Origin of the sequence: Pelobacter seleniigenes DSM 18267, from assembly GCF_000711225.1 — a bacterium.
GTDB classification, from domain to species: domain Bacteria; phylum Desulfobacterota; class Desulfuromonadia; order Desulfuromonadales; family Geopsychrobacteraceae; genus Seleniibacterium; species Seleniibacterium seleniigenes.
This window is the reverse complement of sequence record NZ_JOMG01000002.1, coordinates 139,977-158,022: the sequence shown is the minus strand read 5'-3', so window position 1 is coordinate 158,022 and position 18,046 is coordinate 139,977. Positions and strand designations below refer to the sequence as shown.

Below are 18,046 nucleotides of genomic sequence, written 5' to 3'. Positions count from 1 at the left end.
GAAAGGATAAAAATTTTGTCTGAATTACGCTGGGATCCACTGAGAGACAATTGGGTCATCATGACCCTGGGAAAGGGGCGCTGGCCACAGGATTTTATCTATCCGCGCGAAGTCCTGACCACCAAGGCCTGCCCGTTCTGCAGCGGTAACGAAAGTCGCACTCCGCCGGAAATTTATGCCTTTCGCCCCGGCGGCAGCGCCCCGAATCAGCCGGGCTGGTCGGTGCGGGTGATTCCGAACCGGTTTCCGGCCCTGCGCATCGAAGGGGAGTTGGAAAGCCGGGCCGAGGGGCTTTACGATTGCATGAACGGGATCGGCGCCCACGAAGTCATCATCGAAACCGCCGAACATGGCAAAACCCTGGCCGATTTGACGGAAGAGCAGATTACCGAAGTCCTCAAGATCTATCGTGGCCGCATGCTCGACCTGCGCAACGACAGCCGCTTCCGTTACCTGTTCATCTGCAAGAACGACGGCGTCGGTGCGGCGTCCCATATTCCTCACTCCCATTCCCAGGTGATTGCCGTGCCGGTCCTGCCGCCGCTGGTGGAGACAGAGCTGCGGACCAGCCGCGAGCACTACGAACGCAAGCAGCGTTGCCTGCTCTGCGACCTGATCAAACAGGAGCAGGCTGCGGGCACCCGGGTGGTCAGCGATGATGGCAACTTTATCGTCTATGCCCCCTATGCCGCGCAATTTCCCTTCGGGCTGATGATCGCCCCGGTCAAGCACAAACACGACTTCACCCAGCAGAGCGATCAGCAGTTGCGGTTGCTGGCCGGGACTCTGCGCGACACCCTGCGCCGGATCAAAGCGGTGCTGCGCGATCCGCCCTTTTCCTTCACCCTGCACAGTGTGCCGCCCATGCATTTGCGCTGGGGCCGACAGGATGAATGGGCGCGCCTGCCCGACCAGTTCCACTGGCATATCGAACTTGCCCCCAAGCTGACCCGGATGACCGGGTTTGAATGGGGCTCCGGTTTCAACATTAATCCGACTCCGCCGGAAGAGGCCGCCGAATTCCTCCGGCGTGCCGATTTCAGCTTTGATTGAGGACAATGAAAAATAAATTCAGCGACACCTGTTATCCGTTGCATGTTCAATGTGGCCGCGGTGCCTGGACCGGCACCCGCCTGACCGAACATTTTCAACGGTCGCCCCGTCCGCAACGCACCTTTTTTCGTCATCTGCTCGCCGATTATCTCCGCCCGGGCGCAGCGAAGCCGTTCACCGCGGCGGAGCTGGAGCTCTGGGCCACTCTGAACCTGGTCCTGCGCCGGGTGGCGGAGGTTTTCCTGGAGCGGCGCAACGGCCGGATCGGCAAGAACCGGGTCGAAGTGGCCGGGCAGGTCATCGAGATGCCCGAACTGGAACAGGTCTTCAGCCATTTTCTGCAGGTTTTTCCGGCCTTGCCCGTGGAACTGCGCGAAACCGATATCACGGCCCTGCTGACCCGACTGGAAAGCGGTCGGCAGAGCAAGGAGCTGTTGCTGGAGGTAATTCTGCTCTTTGTCCAGGCCCGCAACCCGGCCCTGGAACGGGCGCGCAACCTGTTCGCCAGTGAAGAACAGACCTTGCAGGAGCAGACCGGCTACCGGGGCCGGCTGGAACAGCTTGACGCCCTGATCCCCGCCGTCGATGACGGTTTCGCCGGGCAGCCGCAGTCGCTGCTGGCGCGGTTGCTGGAACCGCTGTTGCGGGCGACGACCCTGCCGGAGCAATTGCTGCTGCTGCGCCAACTCTGGGCCGAAATCCTCCCCGAGGACCTGCTGGCGCGCATCGCCACCGCCTTCGATCAGTTCGAAAAAGAGGGGATGCAGTTCGGCTTTCCCGGCGAACCGGAACTTGAGGTGTTCTCCCCGGCCGCCTTTGCCGATGAGGAATACGCCAACTTTACCGCGGATACCGACTGGATGCCGCGGACCGTGCTGCTGGCCAAATCGACATACGTCTGGCTGGCGCAGCTGTCCGCCAAATATCACCGCGAGGTACGCAGGCTCGACCAGATTCCCGATGCGGAACTGGATGAACTGGCTGGGCAGGGCTTCAGCAGCCTGTGGCTGATCGGACTCTGGAAACGGTCCAAAGCCTCCCTCAAGGTCAAACAGCTGTGCGGGCAGGTCCAGGTCGCGGCCTCGGCCTATGCCATCGACGAATACGTGGTGGCGGACGATCTCGGCGGCAACGGGGCTCTGGAAAACCTCAAGGAGCGCTGCCGTCGGCGCGGGATCGACCTGGCCTGCGATGTGGTCACCAACCATACCGGCATCGAATCGGTCTGGCTGCGCGAGCACCCTGACTGGTTTATTCAGCTGCCTTATCCGCCTTACCCCGGCTACCGCTTCAGCGGGCCGGACCTGAGTGAAGATCCGGAGTATCTGCTCCAGATCGAGGACGGCTACTTCGATCACTCAGAAGCGGCGGTGGTGTGTCGCTATCAGCATCGTCACAGCGGCCAGGTGCGCTATATCTACCACGGCAACGACGGTACCCATCTGCCCTGGAACGATACCGCGCAGTTGAATTACCTGCTGCCGCAGCTGCGGGAAGCGATGATCCAGCTGATCATCCGGGTGGCCCGGGATTTCCGCATTATCCGCTTCGATGCCGCCATGACCCTGGCCAAACGCCATTTTCAACGGCTCTGGTATCCGTTGCCGGGCGGCGGGGCCGGTGTCCCCTCGCGCAGCGACCATGCCATGAGCAAAGAGGATTTCGACCGGGCGTTTCCCATCGAGTTCTGGCGTGAACTGGTCGACCGGGTCCGCCGCGAGGCCCCGGACACCCTGCTCATCGCCGAAGCGTTCTGGCTCATGGAAGGTTACTTTGTCCGCACCCTGGGAATGCACCGGGTCTACAACAGCGCCTTCATGAACATGCTCAAACGTGAAGAAAATGGCAAATATCGGGAAACCCTGAAGAATATTCTTGAGTTCGACCCGGCTATTCTACAGCGTTTCGTCAACTTCATGAGCAATCCGGATGAGAAGCCGGCCATTGAACAGTTCGGCGACGGGGACAAATACTATTGTGTCGCCACCCTGCTGGCGACCATGCCCGGCCTGCCCATGTTCGGGCACGGCCAGATCGAAGGGTTGAAGGAAAAGTACGGCATGGAGTACTTGACTCCACGCTGGGAGGAACAGCCCGACCAGCAGATGGTCGAGCGCCATGGCCGCGAAATTTTCCCGCTGCTGCGGCGCCGGGCGCTGTTCAGTGGCGCCGGCAGCTTTCAGCTGTACGATTTCGAATCGGTCTTCGGGGTTGAGCAGGATGTCTTCGCGTACAGCAACCGCCTTGAAGAGCAGAGTGTTTTGATCCTCTGCAACAACTCCAATAAGCACATTGCCGGGCGCATCGGGCCGGCGGTTTACATGGCGGACAAGGACGGGATTCCCTTTCAGCGGGCCTGTTCCGTAGAGACTGGCCGCGACTTCGTGCTCATGTCCGATCTCGCCTCCGGGCACCAGTATCTGCAGCCGGGCTGGCAACTCGCCCAGGGAGGAGAGTTTCAGCTGGCGCCTTATGCCCACCGGGTGCTGACCGGGTTCACCCCCCTCATCGATCACGATGGCCGCTGGCAACAGCTCTGGCAGCGCTTTGGCGATCACGGGGTGCGTAACTATTACCTGGAGCGGGACGCATTGCTTTTGCAAGGCAGTGCCGAGGACCTGAGCGCCCTGTTCGCCCTGGAAAGACCGGACCGTTGCAAGCGCGCGGTCGAGACTCTGCTGGCCAGCGCCTGCCCGCGTTATCTGCAGAAAGAATTGCAGGGGATGTCCCGGGCTTACCTGCTGGAGCTGATGATCCATATCCGCTGGCCCGGGCTGGAACCGGGGCCGGACGCCTGCGCCGCGCTGGCCGGAATGCTGGAGCGCTGTTCCCCCCTTGACGAAAAGGGGCTGTACCTGCTGCTCGAGGGGATCCTCAATCACCGCCAGTTGCGTCGGTTGTGCGGGGCCCATTATTACGACTTTGTCGACTGGTTTGACCAGGCCGGTTTTGAGCAGTTGCTGCTGCTGGTGCTGGAAGCGGAACTGGCCCGGCTCAGCCCCCTCCATGCCCAGGAGCCGATCCTTGCCAGGGAACAGCTGATCAGGGTACTCAGGCAACTACAGCGGGCCGGGCGGCTCGCTGAACAGGCCGGCTTCCGTTGTGATCACCTGCTCCAGCGACTCGATCAGACCCGGCTCAGCGGCAAGCCGATCCCCGCCAAAAGTGGCGGGCTGAAGATTCTTTTTGTTGCCTCCGAGGCGACCCCCTTTGCCAAGTCGGGCGGGCTGGCCGATGTGGCCGGCTCTCTGCCGCGAGCTCTGCGCCAGCTGGGTCACGATGTGCTGGTGGTGATACCCTGCTATCGCACCACGGCGGAGAACCATCAACTGGTCAAGCTTCCCCACAGCGTGCAGATCAGCATGTCCGGGCAGACCTGGCGGGCGAGTCTGAAAGAAGCGGTTTATGACGGGGTCCCCTTTGTCTTTATCGATACCCCGGAATTTTTCGACCGCGACGAACTGTACGGCACCGCGGACGGTGATTTTGCCGACAACGGCCTGCGCTTCGGCTTTTTCTGCCGGGCTGTCCTGGAAACCGCCCGGGTCCTCGATTTCCAACCGGACCTGATCCATCATCACGACTGGCAGACCGGACTGCTGCCGGTTCTGCTGAAGACCGTCTACCGCGACCAGGACTTCTTTGCCGCCAGCAAAACCCTGCTGACCATCCATAATCTCGGCTATCAGGGCCGCTTCCCCCTGCCGCTGCTGGACCAGCTGGAGCTGCCCTGGGAACTGGGCCGCCCGGACGCCCTCGAATATTACGGCAGCCTGTCTTTCCTCAAAGGGGGGATTGTCTTTGCTGACCTGATCAACACCGTCTCGCCGACCTATTGCCAGGAGATCCAGCAACCGCAACAAGGGCATGGCTTTGACGGCATTCTGCGGAGCCGGAGCCTGAACCTCTACGGGATCATCAACGGCCTTGACGGCAGGGGCTGGGACCCGCAGATCGATGTGGCCTTGCCGCGCCATTATTCGGCCGCCAACCTGGCCGGGAAAGTGGCCTGCAAAAAGGCCCTGCAGCAGGAACTCGGCCTTGAGATTGCCGCGCAGACCCCACTGGTTGCGGTGATCAGCCGGCTGGACCGGCAAAAAGGGATCGATCTTATCGAAGCGATCTGGCCGCAACTGCTCGAACGCGATCTGCAGTTTGTCCTCCTCGGTTCCGGCAATCATCAGCAGATGGAGTTCTGGCGTCGCGAGCAGGGGCGGGATTCACAGCGGGTCGCCATCAATCTGACCTTTAACGAAGGGTTGTCGCGGCGCCTCTATGCGGCGGCCGATCTGCTGCTGGTGCCGAGCCTGTATGAACCCTGCGGTTTAACCCAGATGATTGCCCTTAAATACGGTGCGCTGCCGGTGGTCCGCCGCACCGGCGGCCTGGCCGATACGGTTGTTGATCTGAGTGACAATCCGCGTCAGGGCAACGGCTTCGTATTCCCGGATTCCGAGCCAGGGCAATTGCTGGCTGCGATTGATCGGGGCCTGCAGCTTTATGCCCGGCGCCGGGTTTGGAATGCGGTGGTCAAACGGGGCATGCAACAGGATTTCAGCTGGGAAAACTCCGCCCGTCAGTACGAGGAGCATTATCGCTCTCTGGTGGCGCCGTCCGCTGTGGAGTAGAGGGCTGGCAATGGTGACTGAGCCATGAGCAGCGCTGCGCAGGCCGGTGATAATGACATCATCATTGTTGGTGCCGGGCCGGTCGGCCTGACCCTCGCCAATCTGCTCGGCTCGACCGGGTTGCGGGTGCTGGTGTTGGAAAAGGAGCTGGCGTTGCCCGAACAACCGCGCGCGGTGGCCCTGGACGACGAAAGTCTGCGCATCTGGCAGCAGTGTGGCCTGGGCGCGGAGATTCTCCCCTTTGTCGCCCAAGGCGAGGAAGGGGATACGGTGTTCACCTACCGCAACGCTGGCGGGCGGCCGATCTTTTCCATGCAGCAGCAGGGACGCCCCTTCGGCTATGCCCGCGGGAACGTCTTTCTTTACCACCAGGTACTGGCCGTGCTGCGTAACGGACTGGAGCGTTTTAGCACCCTGACTTACCGTTCCGGTTGCGAGGTCGATGGTTTGCAGCAGGCGGCCGACCGGGTCGTCGTGAGCGCCCGCACGGCGGCTGGCAGGACCAGCTTTTCCGGCTCTTTCCTGGTCGCCTGCGATGGCGGGCGCAGTCCCATTCGGACGGCCCTGGGGCTGGCCCTGGAGGCCAGGGCGTATCAGGAGTCCTGGCTGATTGTCGATACTTTTGCCCCGGAGCTGGTGGGGCAGCCGTTGACGGAAGGGGTCGAAGTCTGGTGCGATGCGCGCTGTCCGACCGCGACCATCCCCCTGCCGGGCGGCTACCGGCGCTGGGAGTTTCTGCTGCGCAAGAAATATTACCCCGCTCCACAGACCTGCCTTGATGATGACCTGATCCGCCGGCTCATCGCGGCCCGCAAACCCCATGCCCCCACGACAGCGGTGCGCAAACTGGTCCATGTCTACAAGGCGGGGGTGGTGAACGAGTATCGGCGCGGGCGGGTTTTTCTGGCCGGTGACTCAGCCCATTTGTCGCCGCCGTTTGCCGGCCAGGGCCTGGCCACCGGGCTGCGCGATGCGGCCAATCTGGCCTGGAAGTTGGCCCAGGTGGTACAAGGGCAGAGCGCGGAGACCCTGCTCGACAGTTACCAGGCGGAACGCCGACCGCATCAGCAGCGGATGCTGCAACTGGCCTTGCGTATGGGGCGGCTGATGATGCCCAGAACGGCGCTGCAGGCTGGCTTGATCAGCCTCTTTTTCGGCCTGGCTGGAGGTATCCCGGCGCTCAGGCAGCTGCTGGAAATCCGCGGTCGGAATGTCACCCCGGTCTATGCCGGCGATCAGCGGCGAGCGCGGTCGCGGGTCGGGCAGTATCTGCCCCAGCCGCAGCTGAGCAACGGGGTGCTGCTGGATGAGCTGCTGGGGAGGGATTTTACCCTGCTCAGCTTTGCCCGGTCGCCGCAACAGGTGCTCTCCCCGCCGCAGCGGGAAAGCTGGGAGCGGCGCGGGCTCAGTTATCTGCAGCTGTCCGCAAGCGGACCGACCGCGCCGGTTTATCAGGCCTTCGACCGCTGGCTGGGTGGTTGCGCTGGGCGGGCCTTGATCGTCCGCCCGGATCGTTTTGTGGCCGCAGACCTGGTGGTTGACGACCGCAGCAGGAACTAAGGAAAGAGAGTACCGATGCACAACCAGCAGCATTTTTCAGCCTTGACCCTGGTCCAGAGCAGCTTGTTTTTGCTGCTGCTGGTGCTGTTGCTGTTTTTTGAGCACAGCGGGTGGTTTTTGTCCGGCGCCCTGGCTTTTGCGGCCCTGGTCGGCTGTCACTTCTTTATCGAATACCGACTCCGGGACGAACCCGCACCGAACCCGCATCGGCTGTTCATTCCGCTGCTCGCCTACCTGCTGTTGTGTACCCTGGTGGTCTGGCTGACCCGTGGGGAAGAGGAGAGCCCGCTGTGGATCGTCTATTTTCTGCCGATTATTTTCGTGGCCTCCTATGCCGATTTCAAGACGACCCTCTGGACCTGCACGGCCTCCCTGTTCTTGTTTGTCAGTCATCTGCCGCCGCACATGTATTTGCATCAGCAGGCCCAGAGCGAGGAGTTGCCGGAACTGCTCGGCTTCGGCATCATGTTTTTTCTGGTCGGCACCCTGGTCCAGAATTTCGCCCGGCGCAATCGGCTGCAGCTGGAAAAAACCCACCAGCTGAATGAGCAACTGCTGCGCAATCAGCAGCATCTGCAGGATTCCCTGACCCGTTTGGAAAGCGCCGAGAAGTCACTGCGGGCCAAGGAGCGACTGGCCTCGTTGGGGGAACTGTCGGCCGGTATTGCCCACGAAATCCGTAATCCGCTGGGGATTATTTCCTCTTCGGCGCAGCTGCTGGAACAGGAAGTGAACGATCCCGCAGCCGAGCAACTACTCGATATCATCCAGGAAGAGTCGACCCGTTTGAACAGCCTGATCACCGATTTCCTGTTTTTCGGTCGGCAGCTGGAACCAAACCTGGCCGACTGCGACCTGGGTGCCCTGATCAGCCGTGATGTCGATTCGCTGCGGAGCAGTGCCGAGCACAAAGGGGTCAGCATCAGCTTCAGCAATCTCTGCTCCCCCTGCCTGGTGCAGGTGGATGCCGCGATGATCCGGCAGGTTCTGCTCAACCTGGTGCTCAACGCCCTCGATGCGACGGACGCTGGCGGCAAGGTTACGGTCACCCTGCGGGAAAAGGACGCGCAGGCGCAGATCATGGTGGCGGATAACGGCTGTGGCATTCCGCCGGAGCACCGGGGGAAAGTCTTTGATCCGTTTTTTACCACCAAGGGGGGCGGAACCGGTCTCGGCTTGGCCAACTCCTTCAAGATCATTCAAAGCCACGGCGGCGAACTGGTGCTGGAATCCGTGGTCGGCACAGGGTCCTGCTTCACCGTGCAGCTGCCGCTTAAGGGGAGCGCTTGACCCATTCAGGCCGGTTTTGTTAATGGGTGGCTTCTGGCTGCTCGGTTCAGTCAAGCCTGACTCTGCTGTGGAGCGGCAAACCGGGCGCAAACTGAAGACCAACAACTCACCAAATGGAACACTTTGATGGCGCATATCCTGCTGGTTGATGATGAGAAGAATTACCGGATCATCCTGACCCGGCTGCTCGAAGCGGCCGGGCACCGGGTTTCGGCGGTGGAAAATCCCTTTGCCGCACTTGAGCTGCTGCAGCGTGAGGATGTGGCGTTGATCCTGTCTGACCTGCGCATGCCGAAGATGGACGGGATGGAATTTTTTCAGGCGGTGCGCGAACAGCACGAGCAGCTGCCGTTTATCATTCTGACCGCCTTTGCCACGGTGGAGACCGCGTTGCAGGCCATCAAGAGCGGAGCTTTCGATTATCTGACCAAACCATTCAAAAATGAGGAAATCCTGGTGGTGGTCGAAAAGGCCCTGGACTATTCGCGGCTGCGCACCGAGAACGATCTGCTGCGGCGCCAACTGGAGCTGGGGGCCGGGCGCGAACTGCTCGGCAGCAGTCCGGCGATCAGGGCGTTGCTGGATCATATTGCCCGGGTCGGCCCGGCGCCGACCTCGATCCTGATCTGTGGGGAGAGCGGCACCGGTAAGGAACTGGTGGCCAGGGCGCTGCATCGGGCCAGCGCCCGCCGGCAGGGTGCCCTGATCAGTGTCAATTGCGCGGTTTTCTCCGAAACCCTGCTCGAGAGTGAGCTGTTCGGCCATGAACGGGGGGCTTTTACCGGGGCGACAGAGCGCAAACGGGGCCTGTTGGAGATGGCCGATGGCGGCACCCTGTTCTTGGATGAAATCGGGGAAATGTCGTTGGGTCTGCAGCCGAAACTGTTGCGACTGCTGCAGGAAAAACGTTTCCGCCGGGTGGGCGGCAATGCCGAGATCGCCTGTGATGCGCGGATCGTCGCCGCCACCAACCGCAACCTGCAGGAGATGATTGCCGCGGGAAGCTTCCGTGAAGATCTCTACTATCGTTTGAACGTGGTCACCCTGACCCTGCCGCCGCTGCGCGAACGAGCGGAAGATATTGCCTTGCTGGCGCTGCATTTTCTGACCTTCTACGCCCGCAAACTGGGGCGGCCGGTCCAGGGGATTGCTGCTGAAACACTGCAGCTGCTGCAGCGTTACGACTGGCCCGGCAATGTGCGCGAGTTGCAGAATATCATCGAACGCGGGGTATTGTTCAGCCGCGCCGCCGAGCTGCTGCCGGAAGACCTGCCGTTGTCGCTCCGGGAGACCGACAGCGGGGGAGGCGCTTCACCTTGGCAAACGGCCGATTTCAGCCGGTCGTTGCCGGAACGACTTGAAGAGATCGAGGCTGATCTGGTCCGGCAGGCCATGGTCAAGGCGCGCGGGGTGCAGGCTGCTGCAGCCCGGCTGCTGGGGATCAGCCGCAGTAATCTGCAGTATAAATTGAAGAAATTCGGCCTTATGGAGAGCTGATTCAAAATTTGGGCAATTTGGCAATCGGTCCGGGGCGCTGTGTACAAAAATTTGTACGCAGCGCCCCGTTTTTTTTGCCCGATTCTTGTGATTCCAGCTGGTTAGCTAGTTGGCACGGCTGCTGCTTGTGGTTTGGTCATGGATTTGGCTGACTGTTCTTCCCAGCCCCGGGATGGTTTGGTGGACAGCCGGCGGATGGGACTCCGGAGGCGGTGATGGCTGGTCGGCAAAGCGCAGCAACCATTCTGGTTGTTGATGAAGAGAAAAATTATCGGATCATTCTGAGCAGCCTGCTGGAAAAGGCCGGCTATCGGGTGGTCGCGGTTGGCGGGGAGACCGCCTGCCTTGACCTGCTCAGTCAAGAGCGGTTCGATCTGGTGCTGACCGATCTGGAACTGAACGACTGCGGCGGGCTCGCTTTCTGTCGCCGCATCCACGCCCTGACCGGGGGCGGCCCTTGTATCCTGTTCAGCAGCTTCCTGTCGCCCCGGTGCCTGGCCGAGATGCGGGAAACTGGTATCATTGAGTATATCGCGAAACCTTTTGATAACTGTGAACTGCTGCAGCTGATTCGGCGGGTGCTGCGGGCTGCCGCCGCGACTGGTGGCGAGCGGGGTCGCCAAACGTCACCGGATCGTTAACCACCTAAAGGAGTTATCATGGTGATAAAATATTCTTTGCTCATTGTCCTGCTTCTGCTCCCGGCAACGCTGGTCTCTGCCGCGACCCTGAGCGGGACCTGTACGGTCAAGTTTTTTGTCGATTCCACCCTGCATAAAGTTGAAGGACAGGGTGCTTGCGAGCCGTTTACGTGGACGACGCAAACGACAGATGGGGGCAGGGAGGTTATCCGCGCTGCCGTGGTGAGGGTCCCGGTGACTGGGCTGGATACCGACAACGGCAGCCGCAATAAAAATATGTATGCCATGTTCGAGGCCGAGCAGTATCCGCAGATCAAAGGGCGTTTCGGCGAACTCGATCCGGCCGCACTGCTGCAACAGCTGGGCAGCGGCAACACGGCCGAACCGTTGCCGTTTGACCTGACCATCCGGAGCATCACCCGTCCGGTCGAGGCCACTATCAGCAGCTTTAAACAAACCCCCGGCCAGGTCGACATGGTGGCCGAGTTTCCCTTGTCACTGCAGGATTTTGAGCTGAAGCCGCCCTCGGTGCTGGGGATCATCCGGGTTGCCGACCAACTGCGGGTCAGGGTCGAGGTCACTCTGCAGGGGGATGCCCTGGCGTTGGCGGCAACGACTCCGGCCCAATAAGGTGCCGGCGGTCGCTACGGGAGAAGGGCCTCAACGTCGCTTAAAGGAGATTGCCATGTCTGTCTGGATTCATCATATCGAAACCATCACTCCGGAAAATGTTTACGCACAGGACTATGCCTCGGTCAAGATGCAGGAATGGGTCGAAGACGAGCGTCTGGCGCGGATGATACGGGTGCTCTACAAAAAATCGGGGATCGACACCAGGTACAGCGTTATTCGCAGTTTTGACGACAACCTGCAGGGCGATTTTCTGCCCCGGGACACCTCCGGTAAACGGCGTGAACTGACCACCGCCGAGCGCAATGCCATCTATACCCGTGAGTCGCGGCGGCTGGCCGTTGAGCTGGGACGACGGGCGCTGGCCGCTGTCCCCGGCATCGCGGGGCAGGAAATCACCCATGTGGTGACCGCGTCCTGTACCGGGTTCAGTAATCCCGGCATCGATTACCACCTGGTCAACGATCTCGGTCTGCCGGCCCAGGTGGAACGCTACAACCTTGGCTTCATGGGCTGCTACGCCGCGTTTCCGGCGTTGCGCATGGCTCGCCAGTTCTGCGCCGCCAATCCTGCCGCGGTGGTCCTGGTGCTCTGCTTGGAACTCTGTACCCTGCACCTGCAGTTGAACGACCGGGAAGACACCATGTTGGCCAATTCCCTGTTCAGTGACGGCGCGGCCGCAGCCATCGTCAGCGCCCGGGAGCCGGCTGCCGACTGTGCGAGTTATCGGTTCGGCGACTTCCGGTCCGCTCTGATCACCGACGGGATTGGTGATATGGCCTGGACGGTCGGCGATTTCGGTTTTGATATCGCCCTCTCCAGCTATGTGCCGAGCATCATCGGCGCCAATATCGAAAGCGCTGTTGCGCCGCTGTTGGCCGGGGCCGGGGTGAGCCGGGCCGATATCGGGCACTGGGCGGTCCACCCCGGGGGCAAGGCGATTGTCGATAAAGTGGCCGCGAGTCTGGATCTTGCCGCGCCCCAGGTCGTGCCGTCCCGGGAGGTGTTGCGCCGGTTCGGTAATATGAGCAGCGCCACGGTGCTGTTTGTGCTGCGGGATATTCTTCATTTAGCAAGCGCCCCACCGTCTGAGCAGGTCTGCGCCATGGCCTTTGGCCCCGGCCTGACCGTGGAAATGGGGCTGCTTGAGGCGCACCGTGCAGCCAGCGCTGCGCAACGCGACAGCAGGACTGTTTTGACCGCGACTGTAGAATAAGGGGGTCGAGCGAACCCGGTCATGACGAGACTTGAGGGCATAGTTCGTTGGGTTCTGGGGCGTGGTCGCTGGCCGCTGCTCGCAGCGGTGCTGCTGGTGACGCTAGGGCTTGCCGGGCCTTTGGCCGGGCTGCGAGTCGAAGGGGATACCAGCTCGATGACCGCGGTCAACCCTGAGCAGCAGGCTGCCCAGGAGCGGTTACGGCAGTTGTTCGGCAACGATGAAACCCTGCTGGTGAGTCTGACTTCGCCGCAATTGTTGTCCGTTGAGGGGATGGCCCTGGTCCGGGAGCTCACTCAGCGTATCGCAGAGCTGCCCGGGGTGGCGCGGGTACTCAGCCTGACAACGGCCAGCCAACTGGTGAGCGGCCGCTACGGGGCAGAGCCACGTCCCTTGGTCGCCAGCGGCCCCTTTGATCAGGCCGCGCAGCGCGAATTTTTAAGGGCGGTTAAAGCGAACCCACAATATCAAGGACTGTTGATCTCCGCCGATCTGCAGACTGCCGGTTTGGTGATCCAGCCGGTTGCCGCAGCCGGCCGGGACAATCCGGTGCCGGCGCTGATTGAGCGTTTACGTGGACTGCTGCGGGATTATCGCGAGCGCGGGGAGCTGCATCTGACCGGGGTTGGGGTGCAGAAGTATGATGTGGCCGAATATATCAGGCGTGATCAGCGGACCGTCCTGCCACTGGTGGTCATGGTGCTGGCGCTGCTGCTGGGATGGCTTTTCCGGAGACCCGCCGGGGTGCTGTTCCCGCTGCTGGTTACCGGGTTGAGCCTGCTCTGGACCATGGGGCTGTTTGCCTGGTGCGGTCTGGAGATGAATACCATCAGCGCGCTGTTGCCGCCGGTGGTGATGATTCTAAGTGTCTCCCACAGTGTGCATCTTTACCACGGCTGGCTGCAACTCGCTACTGCCGGAAACTCTGCTGAACAGGTCCGGGAGCTCTGGCCGGGCCGGGTCGCGGAGCTGGTGGTTCCCTGTAGCTTTACCGCCCTGACCACAGGTCTGGGGCTGTTGTCGCTTTGGGTCAGTCCCATCCCGGCGGTCCGGCAATTCGGCCTGTTCGGAGCCCTGGGGGTTGCTGTCTCGCTGTTGCTCAGCCTGCTCCTGGTGCCTGTCGGACTCTCCTTCTGCGCTGTTCCCAAGGGTCCCCTTGGCTTCGCTCATGGCCTGCTGGAGCGGCTGTTGGCGCGAATCGCCGCGTGCTCCCTGCAACGCCCGCGCAGCATCATGGGCGCTGCCCTGATGCTGCTACTATTGGCCGCGGCTATGTTGCCCCGCTTGCAGAACAATACCAGCCTGGTCGGTTTTTTCCGCGCTACAGCGCCGTTGGCGAAGGATACCGCTTTTATCGATGACCACCTTGGCGGGGTCAACGCGCTGGAATTCATGTTGAGCAGAACCGATCAGGGCGTTCTCGATCAGCTCGGTGATTATCAGCGCCTCGAGCGCTTCGAAAAGCGGGCCTTGCAGCATCCTGAAATCGCCAAGGCATTTTCCATCCTGCCGCTGTTGCGCCAGATACAGCGGGCGGAAACCGGCAGCGCTCAGCTGCAGCTGCCGACCACTGCGGACGATCTTCATTATGCCCTGGAGCTGTTGGCCACGGCTGACGGCCGTGACCAGGCCGGGCAATTTTTAACCCCGGACCGGAAAACCGCCAGGATGATGCTCCTGTTTCATGATGTCGGCAGTCATCCGGCGCTGCGGGTTGTCCGTGACCTGGAACGGACCGCCAGGGAGATTTTCGGGCCTGCTTACCGTCTGGTTCCCACCGGCAGTTATTACCGGGTGATTCTCGATTCCGCACAGCTGGTCAACACCATGCTGAAAAGCTTTGCCTTGTCATTGCTCACGGTCATGCTGGCGATCCTGCTGTTGCTGCGGTCAGTCCGGCTGACCCTGTTGGCGGTGATTCCGAACCTTATTCCCATTGTCTGGACCCTCGGCGTGATGGGAGTTTTGGGTATCGATCTGAGCAGCGGCACCGTGATGATCGGCGCGGTGGCTTTTGGCCTGGCCGTGGATGACACCATTCATTACCTGGTCTGCTACCGCCGCCTGCAGGGGCTGGGAGCGAGCAAGGCGGTGCAGTTGACGACCACCGGCATCGGCCGGGCGCTATTGATCACCACCCTGGTGCTGGTGCTCGGGTTCTGGACCGGTTGTCTTGGCAGCTTCAAGCCGACCATCTATTTCTCCTTTTTGGTCGGCGGGACCCTGCTCGGGGCCTTGGTCTGCGATCTGCTGGTTCTGCCGGCGTCCCTGGTGCTCTGGGCCCGGCCGCAGGGGGAGGGCTTATCATGACAAGAATGCTGCTGCTCATCATCCTCGTCTCCACTTGGGCCGCAGCCGGTTGGACTGCTCCGTTAAGCGCTGCCGATCCTGCTGAACAGGTGGTCAGGCGGGTAGTTGTCCCGGCCGTGGATCAGCCTCAGGCAGAAGTACAGATCGTCCGGCGCGGTCCGGAACTGCTGGTGAGAACGGTGATTTTCAGTCCGATCCTGCGCCGGGTGGTTGCGGCCATTGATGAGAAAGAAGCCAAACGCTGGCCTGAAGAGAGTGCGGGATTTGTCGAATCACAACGTTACCGGGAGCAGCTCTATGCCGCTACGGAAACAGTCCGGCAGCGCTTTGCCGAGCGCCCGGACCCTGCCCAAAGCCGTCAGGCCCTGGTCATTGAATTCATCCGCAGCAAGACCGAGAGGCGGATTTCCCTGCTCTTGCCGCAACTGGCAGGGGAATTCGGCAGCCTGCACATTCGTACTGCGGAAGTACTGCAAAACTGGCGTAGCAGAGGGGATTACGTTGACGAAAATATGCTTGAGATCGTCCATGATAGCTTCCATATGGACCGCTCTGCCGCCAGCGTACTGCTGGCCGCCATTGCCGGGGGAGAGATGAGGTGAGCAAGGCCATGCCGAGAAAATTTGCCCTGAAAAGCAAAGATTACATTCAGACCCCGGACGGGAAGAAGACCTACAACGAAGAACATTTCAACGAGGCCGCCCGACACTACGACTTCGCCACCAGGGCGATGTCCTTGGGGCGTGATCTTGCCTGGAAGAAACAGCTCATTGCCGCGTTGCCGGCGCTGTCCGAGCCCCATTGCGTCGACCTGGCCTGCGGCACTGGGGATGTCACCTGCCTGCTGGCAGAGCGTTATCCCCGCGGCCGCATAATCGGCATCGATCTCACTGCGGCCATGCTTGAATTGGCTCGGGCCAGGAGCCGGGCCAGCAATGTCGAATTCATTCAGGGCGACATGGCGCAGACCCAACTGGCAAGCAGCTCCGTGGATGTCGTCACCGGCAGCTATGCCATCCGCAATGCGCCGGAACTGGTCCCGGCCCTGGCGGAGATTCAGCGCATTCTCAAGCCGGGCGGCACCCTGGCCCTGCTCGATTTTTCCAAACCCACGGGGCGTATTTTTCAACGTTGCCAGTATCTGGTGTTGAAATACTGGTGCGGGTTGTGGGGGCTATTGCTGCACGGCAATCCGGAAGTTCATTCCTATATTGCCGCCAGCCTCAAGGAATATCCCGATCGCGAACGCTTGCAGGCCTTGCTGAACGCGGCCGGGTTTGCTGTTCAGAGGGAACGGCGCTTTTACTTGGGCACCCTGCAACTGCTGGTTTTGCAGAAGCAGAACGGGACCGTCCGGGCAACATTGAATAAGTAAATGAGTCAACATGCAAACAAAGGAAAGACAGATGGCGTTAAGAGAAGATTTTGAAAGTCAAGGCAACTGGTTATTCCGCTATCGCAGCTACCTGCCGCTGGTCATGCTGGTCCTGCTGCTGTACACGCTGAAAAATTATACCTACCCGGGCAACAGCGAGGCTCTGGATCACCTCTGGGAAGCGGCCTGTCTGCTGGTCAGCTTTTTCGGCCTGGGAATCCGGGTCATGACCATCGGCTACACTCCACGCGGCACTTCAGGGAGGAACACCAGGAAGCAGGTTGCGGCAACCCTCAATACCAGCGGGATCTATTCGGTGGTTCGCAATCCACTTTATCTGGGCAACTTTTTCATGGGCTTCGGAATCGTAATGTTTGCCCATCTCTGGTGGTTGCTGCTGATCTATATCCTGGTGTTCTGGCTTTATTACGAGCGGATCATTTTTGCGGAAGAGGCCTTCCTCAGGGACCGGTTCGGCGCGGTTTACCTGGCCTGGGCCGAGCAGACTCCGGCTTTTATCCCGAGCTTCAAACATTACCGGAAAGCGCAATTGAGCTTTTCGGTGCGCAATGTCCTCAGGCGCGAATACAATGGTTTCTTCGCGGTTATTCTGACCCTGCAACTGCTGGAGATTAGCGGCGATCTGGTGACGAAAGGGCGATTGAACATCGAGCCCGGCTGGCTGGTCCTGTTCGGGGGCGGATTTGCGGTCTGGTTTGTGTTGCGCTGGCTGAAAAAACATACCCTGGTTTTGAATGCTCCTGGCCGCTGAAGAACTGTTATTGAAGCGGATCGTTCACTGCCCCTGCGAACTGGCCAGGCGGGCGATCCGCTGACTGTCCAGCAGCGCGCGGGGAATAATGATGGTGACACCGTAATCCTCTGCCCAGGAACTGGCGGATTCCAGCGTCGCGATGATGTCCTTGATATGAGCCAGGCCGATGGTGAAAATGGCTTTTCGGCTGCTGATCTGCCCGGCGTGGAAGGCGTTCTCGACAGCGCGCGGAATATTCTGGAGGATTTTCAGGGTACGTTGTTCCTGCAGCCGGTTGAGATCGCAGAGGGTGGCAAAATTACGATCCTGCTGCAGCTTTGCGAGGACCTGGCCGATATCCCGATACAGGCTCTCATCCTCAATTTGACTCAGGCAAAGATTGTAATTGGAGCTGAGCAACAGGTCGGCGTTAACAAACTGCTCGGGATTGCCCAGTTGTTCCTTCAAAGCGGCGGTTGCCAGGGCGAACCGGGCAACCGGCTCGGTATTGCGCTGGGGCGCTTGTGCAGAGGAAGAACGCTTGAAAAAGCCTTCCGGCAACAGCAGCTCAACATTCTTCTGCTCAATCAACCACTCCCCGATGCGATAGATCTCAGCCTGGCTTTGGATGGTTTTCGGGCCGGATTTGCCGGTCAGGCTGCTGCGGTGACTTTGGCCAATGATGTAAATCCGCTGCTCTGAGAGAGGCTTGCTCTGATAAATAACTTGTCCGTATTCAGCTGGCAGCTCGGTCGCAAACAGCGCCTGGTTAGCGGTTGCTGGTGCAAGATCGCGGGCATCCGCCCCGGCCCGCGCCAGCCCGGGCATACTCATGATGAAGAGCAGGATAAAAACCAGGAGTCGGGTGCTATGGTTGCTGTCAGCCAAAATCGCCATACTCAATCCCCTGCCAAGCCAAACCGGTAACCGGGCCTGCCTCGGGGTGGAAAATTTCCAGATTGATGGAGTTGCTTGATATTGAAATCGTCTCTCGCTTGCCTCTTTTCCAGGTTGTCTCTCCAACTGAACAACATCAATGGAGTTTTCCGAAGGGGGTGGTGTTCTGTGGAAGAGTTGTGGCCGAAGAGGGGG

At 60.6% G+C, this 18,046-nt stretch carries 13 protein-coding genes; 12 read left to right on the top strand and 1 reads right to left on the bottom strand.

Annotated features, from left to right (window positions below; all coding sequences use genetic code 11):
• Positions 1-15: 15 nt before the first annotated feature.
• The 12 genes from N909_RS0103350 (at position 16) to N909_RS0103295 (ending at position 16,972) form a co-directional block, all read left to right on the top strand.
• Entirely contained in the window at positions 16-1,053 is a 1,038-nt protein-coding gene (locus N909_RS0103350; protein WP_029911390.1) for a galactose-1-phosphate uridylyltransferase, read from the top strand.
• Between the two features lie 5 nt (positions 1,054-1,058).
• Positions 1,059-5,681, top strand: a complete 4,623-nt coding sequence (glgA, locus tag N909_RS24345) for a glycogen synthase GlgA (RefSeq protein WP_051689487.1) — start codon at positions 1,059-1,061, stop codon at positions 5,679-5,681.
• Between the two features lie 24 nt (positions 5,682-5,705).
• Positions 5,706-7,241 (top strand): FAD-dependent monooxygenase, encoded by a 1,536-nt coding sequence (locus tag N909_RS0103340; protein ID WP_051689486.1) that lies wholly within the window; start codon positions 5,706-5,708, stop codon positions 7,239-7,241.
• A gap of 15 nt (positions 7,242-7,256) precedes the next feature.
• Positions 7,257-8,531, top strand: coding sequence for a sensor histidine kinase (locus N909_RS24340; RefSeq protein WP_051689485.1), 1,275 nt, complete (start codon positions 7,257-7,259; stop codon positions 8,529-8,531).
• Positions 8,532-8,657: 126 nt separating this feature from the next.
• Positions 8,658-10,028, top strand: a complete 1,371-nt coding sequence (locus tag N909_RS0103330; protein ID WP_029911379.1) for a sigma-54-dependent transcriptional regulator — start codon at positions 8,658-8,660, stop codon at positions 10,026-10,028.
• A gap of 215 nt (positions 10,029-10,243) precedes the next feature.
• Positions 10,244-10,669: a response regulator gene (locus N909_RS0103325; RefSeq protein ID WP_029911376.1), complete on the top strand. Its 426-nt coding sequence runs from the start codon at positions 10,244-10,246 to the stop codon at positions 10,667-10,669.
• Between the two features lie 18 nt (positions 10,670-10,687).
• Entirely contained in the window at positions 10,688-11,299 is a 612-nt protein-coding gene (locus N909_RS0103320) for a YceI family protein (protein WP_029911373.1), read from the top strand.
• A gap of 55 nt (positions 11,300-11,354) precedes the next feature.
• Positions 11,355-12,515: a type III polyketide synthase gene (locus tag N909_RS0103315; RefSeq protein WP_051689484.1), complete on the top strand. Its 1,161-nt coding sequence runs from the start codon at positions 11,355-11,357 to the stop codon at positions 12,513-12,515.
• A gap of 21 nt (positions 12,516-12,536) precedes the next feature.
• A complete protein-coding gene (locus N909_RS23570; RefSeq protein ID WP_051689483.1) occupies positions 12,537-14,825 on the top strand; it encodes an efflux RND transporter permease subunit in 2,289 nt (762 codons plus the stop codon).
• Entirely contained in the window at positions 14,822-15,427 is a 606-nt protein-coding gene (locus tag N909_RS0103305) for a hypothetical protein (protein WP_029911367.1), read from the top strand. Before N909_RS23570 ends, N909_RS0103305 begins: the two co-directional genes overlap by 4 nt.
• An 8-nt stretch (positions 15,428-15,435) precedes the next feature.
• A complete protein-coding gene (locus tag N909_RS0103300) occupies positions 15,436-16,200 on the top strand; it encodes a ubiquinone/menaquinone biosynthesis methyltransferase (RefSeq protein ID WP_155005853.1) in 765 nt (254 codons plus the stop codon).
• A 31-nt stretch (positions 16,201-16,231) separates the two neighbouring features.
• Entirely contained in the window at positions 16,232-16,972 is a 741-nt protein-coding gene (locus N909_RS0103295) for a methyltransferase family protein (RefSeq protein WP_029911358.1), read from the top strand.
• A gap of 24 nt (positions 16,973-16,996) precedes the next feature.
• Here the strand turns inward: N909_RS0103295 and N909_RS0103290 are convergent, their stop codons facing one another.
• A complete protein-coding gene (locus N909_RS0103290) occupies positions 16,997-17,851 on the bottom strand; it encodes a hypothetical protein (protein WP_029911349.1) in 855 nt (284 codons plus the stop codon).
• Between the last annotated feature and the right edge of the window lie 195 nt (positions 17,852-18,046).